General features: G+C 35.6%; 11 protein-coding genes. 7 read left to right on the top strand and 4 right to left on the bottom strand.

Annotated features, from left to right (window positions below; all coding sequences use genetic code 11):
* Positions 1 to 651: a sensor histidine kinase gene (locus FRZ67_RS09890; RefSeq protein ID WP_158638345.1), complete on the bottom strand. Its 651-nt coding sequence runs from the start codon at positions 649 to 651 to the stop codon at positions 1 to 3.
* A gap of 807 nt (positions 652 to 1458) precedes the next feature.
* The gene (locus tag FRZ67_RS09885; protein WP_147189391.1) at positions 1459 to 1824 is read right to left on the bottom strand and encodes a hypothetical protein; all 366 of its coding nucleotides are present in this window, start codon (positions 1822 to 1824) and stop codon (positions 1459 to 1461) included.
* A gap of 211 nt (positions 1825 to 2035) precedes the next feature.
* Between FRZ67_RS09885 and FRZ67_RS09880 the strand changes: the two genes are divergently transcribed.
* The 3 genes from FRZ67_RS09880 to FRZ67_RS09870 all read left to right on the top strand — a co-directional run bounded on the left by FRZ67_RS09880 (position 2036) and on the right by FRZ67_RS09870 (position 5052).
* Positions 2036 to 3292 carry a pyridoxal phosphate-dependent aminotransferase gene (locus FRZ67_RS09880; protein WP_147189390.1) on the top strand — a complete coding sequence of 419 codons (1257 nt, stop codon included), beginning with the start codon at positions 2036 to 2038 and terminating at the stop codon, positions 3290 to 3292.
* Positions 3293 to 3546: 254 nt separating this feature from the next.
* Positions 3547 to 4038 (top strand): hypothetical protein, encoded by a 492-nt coding sequence (locus FRZ67_RS09875; protein ID WP_147189389.1) that lies wholly within the window; start codon positions 3547 to 3549, stop codon positions 4036 to 4038.
* A 258-nt stretch (positions 4039 to 4296) separates the two neighbouring features.
* Entirely contained in the window at positions 4297 to 5052 is a 756-nt protein-coding gene (locus FRZ67_RS09870; protein ID WP_147189388.1) for a porin family protein, read from the top strand.
* A 263-nt stretch (positions 5053 to 5315) separates the two neighbouring features.
* Here the strand turns inward: FRZ67_RS09870 and FRZ67_RS09865 are convergent, their stop codons facing one another.
* The gene (locus FRZ67_RS09865; RefSeq protein ID WP_158638344.1) at positions 5316 to 5624 is read right to left on the bottom strand and encodes a VanZ family protein; all 309 of its coding nucleotides are present in this window, start codon (positions 5622 to 5624) and stop codon (positions 5316 to 5318) included.
* A 469-nt stretch (positions 5625 to 6093) separates the two neighbouring features.
* On the opposite strand from FRZ67_RS09865, the gene FRZ67_RS09860 reads away from it, so the two are divergent.
* From FRZ67_RS09860 to nhaA, 4 genes are all read left to right on the top strand, one after another.
* Entirely contained in the window at positions 6094 to 7488 is a 1395-nt protein-coding gene (locus tag FRZ67_RS09860; RefSeq protein WP_147189386.1) for an ammonium transporter, read from the top strand.
* A 301-nt stretch (positions 7489 to 7789) separates the two neighbouring features.
* A complete protein-coding gene (locus FRZ67_RS09855) occupies positions 7790 to 8863 on the top strand; it encodes an outer membrane beta-barrel protein (RefSeq protein WP_147189385.1) in 1074 nt (357 codons plus the stop codon).
* Between the two features lie 111 nt (positions 8864 to 8974).
* Complete coding sequence (locus tag FRZ67_RS09850) at positions 8975 to 10546, top strand: ammonium transporter (protein ID WP_147189384.1); 1572 nt, start codon at positions 8975 to 8977, stop codon at positions 10544 to 10546.
* 325 nt (positions 10547 to 10871) lie between these two features.
* Complete coding sequence (nhaA, locus tag FRZ67_RS09845; protein WP_147189383.1) at positions 10872 to 12137, top strand: Na+/H+ antiporter NhaA; 1266 nt, start codon at positions 10872 to 10874, stop codon at positions 12135 to 12137.
* A gap of 742 nt (positions 12138 to 12879) precedes the next feature.
* Here the strand turns inward: nhaA and FRZ67_RS09840 are convergent.
* Positions 12880 to 13761, bottom strand: a complete 882-nt coding sequence (locus tag FRZ67_RS09840) for a lysophospholipid acyltransferase family protein (RefSeq protein ID WP_147189382.1) — start codon at positions 13759 to 13761, stop codon at positions 12880 to 12882.
* Between the last annotated feature and the right edge of the window lie 7 nt (positions 13762 to 13768).

Raw genomic sequence — 13768 nt, 5'->3', positions numbered from 1 at the left:
TTAGCTATTATTAATAACCAATAGTATAGTAGTGCCTTTACCGGGTATTGAATCTATGCAAAATGTTGCATTGATAAGTTTGCAGCGTTGTTCCATACTCTTTAAACCAATACCTGTTTCTGTACTTTTAATAGAAGTAGTGTCAAACCCGCTGCCATTATCGTTTATTTCAATTATGATTTGTGTTCCATGTTGGCGCATGGCTACTGTAACATTAGTTGCTTTTGCATGTTTTAACGTGTTGTGAAGGGCTTCCTGTATCATACGAAAAATGATAACAGACTTATTACCATCAATAGATATCTCTGTTTCATCTGCAATGAGTTCGGTTCTTATTTTAGAGGCACGTTGAAAAGTAAAAAGCTCATGGCGTGTAGCATTTACAAGGCCAATGTCGGAAATCTTTTCGGGATGCAGACTTTTGCTAAGATCTCTCAGATCATTTATTGCTTTGCCCAGCAATTCTTCAGTTAATGAAATTTTATCAGAAGCTCCTTCGTGTGGAATAGTATTGAGGTTAAGCTTTGCAAGACTTAGCACCTGGCCAATATTATCATGTATTTCCTGGCTTATGTTACGAAATGTTTGCTCTTGTATCTCCAGTTGTGATTGTAAAATAGTTTGCTCATAACGTACTTTGAGATCTAACATTTCTTTTTGATGCATTATTCTGCGGCGCTGTGATTGTATGAAAAAAAGATAGAAGAAAAAAAGAAAGAATAGTATTATCGCGCAGCCGGCAATGATCAGGTTGACGATATAGAATGGCGGCGTCTGTAACATAAAAGTCCGATTGTAATAAAAACAAATCTAAAGATGATGGAAAACAATGGTACTAACCATATTTTATTAGCATCGTCTTTATAGTTAATACCCTGGAAGTATTTATAAGCTACAAAACCAAAAATACTTAATGCACAAGATACAAGAAAAGCACTGGCAATCCAGAAACCGGGGAGCCTTTGAAAATATAATACATCTTCACTTTTTGAAAGTTCAAAGAGGTAATACATAGCAACCAGAAGTATTATGAGATTTGAGACGACAGAAGAATTGCTGTTAAATATTTTGAGGTTTTCAAAAATGAAAATATTAATCAGCCAGAACACACTATATCCTGCCAAAATAAGCCAGTAGAAGGTGAGAGATTTGTGCAATAAGGATTTTAAAAAGTAAAAACTGATAACTGCCATTTCAAAAAGCGAAAAGAAATGGTAAAGAAACATATTGTTCACTCCTCTATCGGCCATTATATTACTTATAAGAAAAACTATGAAGCATGTTATCACATATGCAATCAGGATATATTCTTTTTTATTCATCCGCTTTAATAAAGGAAAGGAAATAATTAAGGTTAGCAACGGCATGTAGGTATCAGTATAGTTTAGAATCCACTCAGGAAGTTGCATATTAAAAATGTTAGCAGATCTGCTATGATTTTAAAAACATTTTCAAATATTACGAGTTTAAAAAATTGGCAGTACTGCACATATTAGGACATGGCCTTGTATCTGCAGTCAGTGGTTGAGATCCTGAAGGAACCGTCATTCCAAGATCATAATCATTATAATTGCCAGCTGCATCTTTCTGGACAGCTACAACATACATGGTAGGCACCATTTGCCCATCAATAATGTCTGCAGCAAAATAAGCCCTTAATCCATCTAGCTGTTGAACACCACCAGCCTGGTCGATCATTGTTTTAATATCATCTTTCGTAATTAAAAAGGCGTATTTAGCTGCTGATCTCGCTGTTGGTGTTAAGCCCTGAACGTAAGTTCTGAATGCCTGTACTTTGGTTTTTACTTCTTGCCATGTTGCCATAAAATTTGTTTTTAGGGATTATAATAATAATTGTTATGAACATACAAAATAAACTGCTAAATATATTATGAACTAGGTGAAAAATCACCATACTGATTGTGATTTTTCACCTTAATAACTTTTCTTCATGAGTATTTAATTTTATACAATTGTTTTTATCCTTAAACGAAACGCTTCAGGGCTTATTTTTGCAATGCATAATCAAAACTCTATGAATAAGCTCAGTAAGCTGGCCGAAACACTTAAAGGATCTGAAATAGTGAAGTTGGGAAACGCTATTAATGAACGTATAAGGCAGGGTGAAAAAATATACAATTTTACTATAGGCGATTTTGATCCTTCCGTTTTTCCCATACCTTCCGAACTTGAAGAACTTATAATTGAGGCATATCGAAACCACTACACCAACTATCCACCTGCTGATGGTATATATGAACTTAGAAAAGCTGTCAAACTTTTTATACAAGAGCATGAGCAACTAAATTTTGAGATGAATGAGATACTTATTGCTTCAGGTGGCAGACCACTTATTTATACATTATTTAAAACAATAGCTGACCCTGGTGATAAAGTTATTTATGCAGTGCCTTCCTGGAATAATAATCATTACTCCAGTATGAATGGTGTAGAGCATTGCATGGTTGAAGCAACACCGGAAAACAATTTTATGCCGCATGCCGGTGATATTGCCCGCAACATAAAAGGTGCAGTACTTGTATGTTTATGTACCCCTCAAAATCCAACGGGTACTACACTACAGAAAGAAGAACTAGAGAAAATATGTGATATTATATTGCAGGAAAATGCCAGCCGCAGCGCGACAGAAAAAAAGGTTTATCTAATGTTTGACCAGATGTACTGGAAACTGACTTATGGTAATACTGTTCATTATAATCCACTCAGTTTGCGCCCCGAAATGAAGCACTGCACCATTTTTATAGATGGTATATCAAAAGTTTTTGCAGCAACTGGTGTGCGTGTTGGCTGGGCCCTTGGCCCTTCCGATGTTATTGCTAAAATGAAAGCATTACTTAGTCATGTAGGTGCATGGGCACCAATGGCGGAACAGAAAGCTGTGGCTTCATTCCTTATGCAAAAAGATGCAGTAAATAAGTATCTTGAAAAATTCAAAGCTTCGTTGGAAGAAAGGCTCCATAAGATTTATGAGGGGTTCGTAAAACTAAAACAAAAAGGATTTCCTGTTGATGCAATAACTCCGCAGGCTGCTATTTATCTTACTATAAAAATTGATATTAGGGGTAAAAGTAACGGTAACAAAATTTTAACCACGCAGTATGATGCTACTGATTATATTCTGGGTGAAGCCAAGCTTGCCGTTGTCCCATTCTATGCTTTTGGAGCAGAAAGCAACTCACCATGGTACCGCCTTAGCGTAGGCACTTGCCACCTGGAAGAAATTGATCCGGTGTTTGAACAGTTGGAAGCAGCACTGCAAAAACTGCGGTAATATTTTTAAAAGCACTTTTTTATTTCTACTATTTTATTTCGGGGTAATGAAAATTGTAGTTATTTATGTTGCCATCTTTGGTGTTTCATGGCATCTGTCGTTGCGTCGCACACTTTAACTTCCAATTATATTATGAAGTTTTTTTATCGCGGATTACTAAACTGAATTTATAAAACCAGGCTAATAATAGTTACCTTGAAAAAGTAAATGTAAAATTTTTTTGTTACTCATTTTTAAAACTAACATCAATTGCCATGTTCGAGAATCTTTTAAATTTAGTAAAGGAGAATGCAGGTGATGCTATAATTAATAATACTGCTATACCAAACGAGAGAAATGACGAAGCTATATCTTATGCATCCAATTCTATTGTAGACGGTTTAAGAGAGGCTCTTGTCAACGGAAATATAAATGATGTGGTAAGCTTGTTCAAAGGTGGTAATGCGGTTGCTTCTCCTGTGGCGCAAAATATTCATGGCGGATTTGTTCAAAGCCTTATGGACAAATTTGGTCTTGACAATAATCAGGCTGGTGGTATTGCAAGTAATTTGCTGCCTTCTATTTTAAACAAATTCATAAGTAAAACGAATGACCCTAATGACAAAAGTTTTGATCTGGGCGATATAATCCAAAAATTGTCTGGAGGTAATGGTGTTATAGACATTCAAAACATAATTTCTAAATTTCAGGGAACTGGTAACCTTGGTGGCGGATTAATGGATAGAGCAAAAGAGTTTTTTAATTAATATAATGACAGTTTGTTTAATGTCGGGAAAATATGAGGTCTCAGTCATTTTGTGTATTTTCCTACACAGCTGGGGAATATTATTATCAACCTATGTGTCTTGCTGAGCAAGGAATATTTAAGTATAAGTGTGCGACGCAACAAAAGCTTGCGTGAAATATGGAAGCCGGATTTAAAAATTGTATTTTATTCAGTTTCCTCATGCATTTCTATATTAAAGTAGTAATTCTTCGGTTTACCTTTAATAAAATAAGCCATCATGAAAAGAATAGCATTTTGTCTGTTGTTTTTTTATTTGTTTGGAAATTTGTGTAGTGGACAATCATCATTACGTTTAGGTATTAAAGGAGGCATTAGCATACCCAATCTAAAATCTTCAAGTGATAACCCGGTAAGTAAAGGATGGTCTTCGCGTCAAGGCCCATATTTCGGAGCTGTTATCGAAATGGGAATTAATAAAAGACTGTATGTGCAAGCTGAACTTAACTATTCTTCACAAGGAGGGAAGAAGAATGGAACGCAAGCTATTGCTAGTGCTCCTTATGCAAATTTTTTTCCACCTGGAACAACTGTGCCAGATTATTTTTATGCGAAGTATAACAATGAAGCCAAGTTGAATTATCTTGAATTACCTGTATTGCTAAAGTTTTATTTTCCATTTGGAGAAAATTTTTCATTTTTTGTTACTGGCGGCCCCTATGTTGCTTATTTATTGGGGGCAAAAGATGTAACTAATGGATTGAGTAATGTATATTTTAACGATCAATTTGCCGAGCCTGTTTTACCTGCGGCAATTTCTTTTGATGCAACTTCAGACGTACAAGGTAATATCAAAAATTTCAATATTGGAATACAAGGGGGTATTGGATTTGCTTGCAATATCTTTGATAAAAATAATTTGTTTTTTTCTGCAGGAGGTAATTATGGGTTAATCCCTATTCAAAAAGATAAGATTAATGGGAAAAGCAATACTGGCGCTGCTACGATTACGCTCGGATACCTCATTGTGCTATGAAAAAGAGAGAATGGATTAACAAGAATAAGACGTTTACTTAACATTTTCTTATTAAACTATGAATGAAATTTGCATCTATAAATGAGAGATGAAAATTGGTAGAAAAAGCAGTAAGAAAGTTATTAGGAGATACTTAACATACTATATAAATATTCTGGCATCTCGTTTGTAAAATTATAAAGCATTAAACTTAGTCAATTTTCTCATAAGCAGTTAGTTTTGGTTGCGGCCCCTGTTTCCACAGGGGCCTATTTTTATAAACTTTATCTTCTTTTGGATAGAAATTTTAATATAAAGAATGCACCAATCAATGAACCAATTGCATCAACCAACATATCGGTCAGATCAAAACTACGGCTTGTAGCATAATATTTCTGCACAAATTCCATCGCAATTCCATAAGCTGTTGCAGATAATGTAACCAGGACAAGTATTCTGGCAGACAAAGGTTTTGATCCAAAGAATGGATATGCCCATAAAACAGTTAAAACACTAAATAACCCTAAATGAACCCATTTATCAAAATAAATAAGTTCAAAAAAATCATTTGAAGGGATGTCTGTTCCAGGCATAATTAGTAAAACGAAAATCATTATTACCCATATAACACCTGGTACAAAGAATATCAGCCTCACTTTAATTTTTTGCGAATCTATGAAAAAAGGGTTGCTTTTAAGCAACCCATGTTCATCTTAAAAAAACCCCGCTATATAAAATATGATGTTTTCAAATGAATTATTGTAAATACGAAGAATCAAATTGACTGGTTTTAAATACTGTCATATATTTTTTGCTCCAAATTTCTTTGAAACCCTATTGCAATAGAAAACATATTTAATCGAATAACACATTATTGTAAAATATATGTTTTGTAGAACTAATAGAAATTCAATGATTAAGACAATATATTTGAAAATTTTTCAAATAATAATCTATAAATGCAAAAAAAATGGGGTTACTTTTAAGTAATTATTGAATAAACGTGTAATTTTACTTTCATAATAATGCATATATTTTTTTTTAATACAAAAATAACCCGCTATGAAGAAAGTTAGCTTTTCGCAAATTGCTCCATTTTTAATTCTGGCATTGGTTGCGATAACCAGCATTTTTATCCCTTCATTACCTGCCTTTAATGATGAAGGAAAATATAATGCAGCAGATACAGCCTGGCTTATAGTTGCAACAGCGCTGGTTTTTTTAATGACTCCTGGTTTAGCCTTTTTTTATGGCGGTATGGTGCACAGGAAGAATGTATTATCTACAATGATCAAAAGCCTTATCGCTGCGGGTGTAGTAAGTGTAATTTGGGTCGTAGTTGGTTATAGTTTATGTTTTGGTTCAGATATTGGTGGATTTATTGGGGATCCGATGGATCATTTATTCTTCAAAAATGTTGCTTCGGGTGCACCTTGGAGTCTTGCTCCAACTATTCCTTTAACACTTTTTGCTTTGTTTCAATTAATGTTTGCAGTAATAACTCCCGGGCTTGTAGTTGGGGCTGTAGCAGAGCGTATACGTTTTACGGCTTATGTTTTATTTAGCGTATTGTTTTGTATACTGGTATATGCCCCACTTGCACATTGGTCCTGGCACCCAGAAGGTTTTCTATTTAAAATGGGAGCTCTTGATTTTGCAGGTGGTACTGTAGTTCATATTTCTGCAGGCTGTGCTGCGCTTGCTGGTGCAATAGTCCTGAAAAGAAGAAAAGTTCACATGGCGCATACTGAAATTCCCCCTGCTAATATCCCTTATGTACTTATAGGCACTGGGTTACTTTGGTTTGGCTGGTTTGGTTTTAACGCCGGTTCTGCAGGTGCTGCAAACTCTCTTTCTGTATCTGCCTTCGCTACAACAAACACAGCCGCCGCAGCAGCAGGCTTGTCATGGATGTTTTTTGACGTTGTAAAAGGTAAAAAACCTTCTGTACTTGGATTCTGCATAGGGGCAGTGGTAGGCTTGGTTGCAATTACTCCTGCCGCCGGATTTGTAGCAATCCCTCAAAGCATCTTTATAGGAGCGGTTGCTGCAATTATTTCGAACCTTGCAGTGTATTACAAATCTAAATCAAGACTCGATGATGCATTAGACGTATTTCCTTGCCACGGTATAGGTGGTATGGTAGGTATGTTGATGACTGGTATTTTTGCTACAAAATCTGTTAATCCTGCTGGGAATGATGGCCTGTGGTATGGAAATCCGGACTTTTTCTTCATACAATTAAAGGCAATGCTGATTGCTGTTTCTTATAGCTTTATTGTTTCATTCCTAATCTTCAAGTTCATTAGTTTTATTTTACCCTTACGTGTTAGTGCTGAAGAAGAAGATAGGGGTCTTGATGAAAGCCAGCATAACGAAAAATATTTACAGGGTACACTTTTGGTTACCACAAATGGTGCAATAACTGAAAAGAACGCAGAAGACTTGTCAGTTTAATACAAACAAATTATTTAAAAAAGAGGATTTCCAAATCCTCTTTTTTGAATTGAAATATTTTAATTTTCAATTGCTATTAGAGGTTCTTCAGGTACTTTGTCAGAATTAGGTTTGGATATGAAACCATTAATGCTGATATATTAATGTTGAACTGCCTTCAAATCCATAACCTATTATAGTTTACCGAAATTAACACCGATTGACTAATGATTGCTTGATTAAAGGGTAGGAATACTTGGGCATATGAAATTTTTCATGTGAAAAAACAGGAATTTATTATTTAACTCTTAAATCAAGTTACATGCTAAAGAAATCTCTTGCAACGTGCATTTTATTGGCTTCTTTTTTTTCAGCATTTTCTCAGTTTGATTCTGCTTCAACTCCACCGCCCGTAACTATTACAGGTTCTGTGGACGTTTATTACAGGTATAATTTTTCAAATCCCAAAACAGAAGGGGTTTATAACAATTATACCAGTTTTACAAATTCACAAAGTTCTTTCGAGCTTGGTATGGCCAGCATACAGGCATCTCACAGTTTTGGAAAAGCAAATGCTTTTGCAGATCTTGGTTTTGGACGAAGGGCCCAGGATTTTTCTTATAACGATGGGGTGAATAACTCATTTTTCTCCCTTTCAAATGTAAAGCAACTGTACGTTAGCTATGCTGTAACTGACAAGTTCAAACTTACGATGGGTAAATGGGCAACCCATGTTGGATACGAGCTTGTTGATGCCTATCTTAACAGAAACTATAGTATGGATTATATGTTTTCTTATGGACCTTTCTTTCATACGGGATTAAAAGCAGATGTTTCTTTAGGTGGCACTTCTGCTTTTATGGTAGGTATTGCTAATCCAACGGATAATTCTACCACCACTTCTTCCACAAAATATATTATTGCACAATTCAGCACGGGTACCAAAAGTGGAAAACTAAAGGGATACCTGAATTTTCAGGGTGCTAATTGGGGCAGCGGCGGCAGCACTAACCAGTTTGACCTTGTTGTTACAGGTGCGGTTAGTGATAAGTTCAGTATTGGATATAATGGTACTGTTTCTTCTTCAAAGCCAGACGGGGGTGATAGTAAAAGCTGGTGGGGTTCGGCATTGTATTTTAACGTAGATCCAAGCAGTAAAGTTGGATTGACATTACGCGGCGAATACTTCGATAATAAAAAAGGTCTTTTACCAATCGGCGAAATGCCCAGCAGCATTTTCGACCTCACTTTCTCCACTAATTTCAAAGTTGGTAATCTTACCATCATCCCTGAGATAAGGCTTGACAACTCCTCAGAAGAAATTTTTGAAAAGGCTGATGGTTCAGGAACAAAAAGTACAGTAACAGGCATTCTTGCTGCAACATATCATTTCTAATCAATTTGTTTGGATGAAGCTAATTGAGGATTTTATTTCTCAAGTTAGCAGATAAATTTTTTATCAGTTCTAGCCCGCTGCTTTTGTATTCATCACCAAAAAAATCTCAAAATGAAAGCAAACCCCTTCGGGAAAATTCTTACCGGTTTTAGTAAAAAAGTTAACCGGCTTACAAAATCTCTGATTCTGCTACTTTTTCTTTCTTGTAGTATTTCTTCTTTTGCTCAGGATGCTAGCGGCGCCAATACCGGTACTATAAAAGATCTTGGTATGGACTCTGTAGCAGCTACCAGTGATACTACACTTAACAAAGTAGTAGACGCTGTGAATACAATAGCAAATGCTGACGGGCACAATAAAATTGCCATCAACATTATGTGGACATTACTCGCAGGTTTTTTAGTAATGTTTATGCAGGCAGGTTTTGCACTTGTTGAAACCGGTTTTACACAGAAAAAGAACGTGGCACATACAATGGGCATGAATTTCATGGTATATGCGCTGGGTATGATTGGTTTCTGGATATGCGGCTTTGCACTTATGTTTGGAGGAGCCCTTAACGCTCTTACATTAGGTGGTGCGCCTGGGGTAATTCCAAATGAATACACCATAACAATGTTTGGCCATAGTTTTGGCATTTGGGGTACAGTTGGTTTTTTCCTAAATAGTAAGGTATATGATGTAGGTGTTTACACGCTGTTCCTTTTTCAAATGGTGTTTATGGATACTACGGCTACTATACCTACAGGCTCTATGGCAGAACGATGGTCTTTTAAATCGTTCCTTATTTTCGGGTTGTTCATCTCTATGTTTGTTTACCCTCTTTATGGAAACTGGGTATGGGGAGGTGGATGGCTCTCCCAGTTAGGTGTTAATTTTGGATTGGGTCATGGGCATGTAGATTTTGCCGGATCTTCTGTGGTGCACCTTGTAGGTGGTATAGCAGCATTAGCGGGTGCCATTGTAATCGGCCCGCGTGTGGGTAAATATGGCAAAGATGGCACCGTAAATACTATCCCAGGTCATAATATACCAATGGCTATTCTTGGTACTTTTATTCTTGCTTTTGGATGGTTTGGTTTTAACCCTGGCTCTACACTTGCCGGTGGTGATCTGCGTATTGGTGTTGTTGCTGTAAATACGATGCTGGCGGGTACAGGTGGTACATTATCAGCATTATTATTTCTGTACGCAACGGGTAAAAAGCCAGATCCCGGAATGCTTTGTAATGGCCTCTTAGCAGGCCTTGTAGCAATTACCGCACCTTGTGCATTTGTTACTTCATTATCTGCGGTAATTATTGGTGCAATTGCCGGTGTGCTGGTGATTGTTGTGTATAATTTTGTTGATGCTAAGCTGAAAATAGACGATCCTGTTGGGGCATTTGCTGTACATGGCGCAAATGGAGCTTGGGGTTGTTTAGCACTTGGACTTTTTGCAGATGGCTCTTACGGCGATGGATGGAACGGGGTAACGGGGCCTGTTAAAGGATTATTTTATGGCGACAGTGGCCAGTTCTTTGCAGAGCTTATAGGTGTGGTTGCCTGTATCATTTTTGTTTTTATAGTCATGTATGTCTTCTTTAAAGTATCTAACAAGATAACACCAATAAGAGTGAAGGAATCAGACGAAATTGCTGGTCTTGATATACCTGAAATGGGTGTTCATGGTTATATAGATTAAGTTTGGAAATGCATGAAAAATTTATAAAAGATCCCGGATTGAGTTCCGGGATCTTAATTTTTTAGACAAGCTTGTAGATAGAAAAATTTGTATCCAAACTGTGATGCTTTAGTTGAGCAAGGTTGCGTCGCACACTTGTACTTCAGAATTTTAATAAGTTAATTTATTATATTTAATTTACTTTAATATTTTATTTTATAATAATTTAAGCGTAAAAAATAATAAAAATTAATTTCAAAATTAAATATTGATTTGAAAGAAAACATAATTGTTACTATTTTTGAAAAATTGTAATACATTAAGTGTTATTATAATATTTAAAAATATGCATAGAAAAGTTCTATCAATAGCGCATCATCACGTAATTACTCCAATCAGGGAGTTCTTACAAGACAGCAGGTCTGTTGGCATAATATTGATTGCATTTACCATTATTTCACTCTTTCTTTCTAATAACTCTTTTACCAGTGAGGCCTATATTTCTTTTTTTCATACGAGTGTTACTATAACAGCCGGAAGTGTTAATCTACCGGAAAGCCCTTTAAGTTGGATTAATGATGTGTTAATGACCTTGTTCTTTTTCTTGGTGGCAATGGAAATCAAAAGAGAATTGACTATAGGAGAGCTTGCTTCAATAAAAAAATCATTATTACCTGTACTTGCTGCATTCGGAGGTATGGTTTGTCCGGCAATCATTTACACTTTTTTTAATGGCAATACAGATTACCATCATGGATGGGGTATCCCCATGGCGACAGATATTGCTTTTTCGCTTGGTGTACTATCACTGTTAGGTAAAAAAGTCCCTGTACAGCTTAAAATATTTTTGGCGGCACTTGCTATTATAGATGATCTTGGTGCAGTAGTAACAATTGCAGTTTTTTATACATCTAAAATACAATTAATCTACCTGTTAGGTGCTATAGGTTCTATAGGCATGGTATTATTATTTAATTACCTGAAACTGCAAAGGATATTTTTATATATTATTCCAGGTGTTGCTTTATGGTATTGCCTCTTTAATTCAGGCGTACATCCTACTATAGCGGGAGTTATGATGGCATTCTCAATGCCCTTATCAAAGCTTGAAAAGCTTGAACGCATTTTACATTTTCCAGTAAATTTTATTATTATGCCGTTATTTGCGCTTGCAAATACGGCAATACTTCTGCCATCTGATTTTAGTAATGTTTTTGATTCGTCCGTAAGCTATGGCGTAATGCTTGGATTGATCATTGGAAAGCCTGTGGGGATATTTTTATTTTCATATATCGCAACAAAAGCCGGGATCGCTTCCTTACCCTCTAATACTAATTACAAACAGCTTTGGGGCATAGGAATGCTTGGTGGTATTGGGTTTACCATGTCAATTTTTACTTCTACACTTGCCTTTAGTGTAGAATCTTTGCAGGTTATTTCTAAAGTAAGTATTATAGGTGCTACATTAATTTCGAGCGTTATAGGTTATGCATATTTGAAACTATTGAAGGCTGCTCCTCTTAAAAGCAAATATGCTGAAGATGCCTCAATTGTAGAATCTTTGGATAACTTGGCTTTAGAGCTAAACCCGACGATATCTATGGCGGAGTAATCTTGCCTTTATACATACTAACCAATAATCTTTTATTCCCCAATTATTTTTTAAAGAAAGATATAAGAAATGAGGGGGTGCTTCTGGTTACAATACATTTAAATAAAAAATATTTCTGCATTATTAGTCGGGTGTTATACAATAAAAGCGAGTAAAGCTTAAATATGATGAGATCTTAAAACTCTTATACCCCATTTTTATATATTGTACTGCCTTTACGCAAATAAAGCAACAACATAAAATATATATTATTTCATATTATTTATAAGTTGCTAAAAATAAAAGCTTAAATTAAGATTATAATTCAATAAAAATACTTGACGCACCATTATTTCGCGCAAGCTTTACCTGTAGAAATTAATTTGAAATGCCAGGTATTATTTTCGATATACTAAAATACGTGTTCGCTGAATGGAACTATGTTTTTCAAAATACAACCACTTCCTCACTGGAATATTTTAAAATTTTTCTTGTTTCTATCGGCTGGATAGGTAGCTTGATACTTTGGTTAGTTCGCAAACAACACAAAGCTCCAGCGACATTTTAACAGCTTTTGAAAGCATTCCCTTAGCGATTTTACTAAGTCTTAATTTCTAAGATTTGTTAATTAGAAAACTTCAATTTTTTATTTTGACCTAGGCACCAAAACTTCCATTTGAAAATAGTTCCATAACGGTATAAGTGTTGAAGTGTGCGACGCAACAACAGTTTAATATTTATTTAAAAGCCCGGTCCATAAATTTTAAACTACCATCTTACCGAACTTTTCTTCATCAAATTCAAATTTCCAACGGCGGTGGCTCCACAAATAACAGGAAGGATTATTGCGTATAGATTGCTCAACAAAACTTATCATCTGCCTGGTAATCTCTCCATGGGGTAAGCTGCGTGCATCAGTGGTAAGTAATACCATGTCGCTTTTGTAGTAACCGCGTTTTACTTTATAGAAATTGCACATAACAACAGCCGTATCGCTAATTTTTGCAGTGCGTTCCGGACCTTTTACAATGGGCGTCATTTTGCCAAAAAATTTTGTCCAGTATGCTTTGTCGGGACCGCCTGGATTCTGATCGCCTACAAGTGCAAGACAATACTGTGTTTTGCTGTATGGCAAAAAGCTGTTACTAAAATCCGTTGCCGGAATAAGTATGGCACCAAATCTTTTGCGCATATAAATAAAAGCGCGGTCAAGAATTTTATTGCTGATGGGCATATAAACAGTAATAAGCGGGTAAATAAAATTATGCGAGTAACCGGCATTGGCAAACTCCCAGTTAAAAAAATGCCCGGAATGTAATTGAACTTTTTTTCCTGTTGCGTGTAAGTCATTCACCACTTCAAAATTGCCGACAAATCTTTTATTCAATTCATCACCACTCATGGAGAAGAGTTTAATGGTCTCAATAAAATTATCAATGAATCCTTTGTAAAAATCTTTCTCAATCTTTTTTCTTTCTGCTACTGTTTTTTCAGGAAAGGCTATTAAAAGATTATTAGCTACCACATCTCTTCTATATTTGATCACATAATAAACCAACAGGTAAATAGCATCGCTAAAAATATATAATACACCAAAAGGAAGTAAGGAGAGTAAATAAAGAAATCCAAAAACGATATAATACATAAATAAG

This window comes from Panacibacter ginsenosidivorans (genome assembly GCF_007971225.1).
Lineage (GTDB): Bacteria > Bacteroidota > Bacteroidia > Chitinophagales > Chitinophagaceae > Panacibacter > Panacibacter ginsenosidivorans.
This window is presented reverse-complemented; position numbering and strand designations above follow the sequence as displayed.

Coding starts and splice junctions, on each gene's coding strand:
- FRZ67_RS09890 (WP_158638345.1), bottom strand. CDS start 651: ATGTTAGATCTCAAAGTACGTTATGAGCAAACTATTTTACAATCACAA.
- FRZ67_RS09885 (WP_147189391.1), bottom strand. CDS start 1,824: ATGGCAACATGGCAAGAAGTAAAAACCAAAGTACAGGCATTCAGAACT.
- FRZ67_RS09880 (WP_147189390.1), top strand. CDS start 2,036: ATGAATAAGCTCAGTAAGCTGGCCGAAACACTTAAAGGATCTGAAATA.
- FRZ67_RS09875 (WP_147189389.1), top strand. CDS start 3,547: ATGTTCGAGAATCTTTTAAATTTAGTAAAGGAGAATGCAGGTGATGCT.
- FRZ67_RS09870 (WP_147189388.1), top strand. CDS start 4,297: ATGAAAAGAATAGCATTTTGTCTGTTGTTTTTTTATTTGTTTGGAAAT.
- FRZ67_RS09865 (WP_158638344.1), bottom strand. CDS start 5,624: ATGCCTGGAACAGACATCCCTTCAAATGATTTTTTTGAACTTATTTAT.
- FRZ67_RS09860 (WP_147189386.1), top strand. CDS start 6,094: ATGAAGAAAGTTAGCTTTTCGCAAATTGCTCCATTTTTAATTCTGGCA.
- FRZ67_RS09855 (WP_147189385.1), top strand. CDS start 7,790: ATGCTAAAGAAATCTCTTGCAACGTGCATTTTATTGGCTTCTTTTTTT.
- FRZ67_RS09850 (WP_147189384.1), top strand. CDS start 8,975: ATGAAAGCAAACCCCTTCGGGAAAATTCTTACCGGTTTTAGTAAAAAA.
- nhaA (WP_147189383.1), top strand. CDS start 10,872: ATGCATAGAAAAGTTCTATCAATAGCGCATCATCACGTAATTACTCCA.
- FRZ67_RS09840 (WP_147189382.1), bottom strand. CDS start 13,761: ATGTATTATATCGTTTTTGGATTTCTTTATTTACTCTCCTTACTTCCT.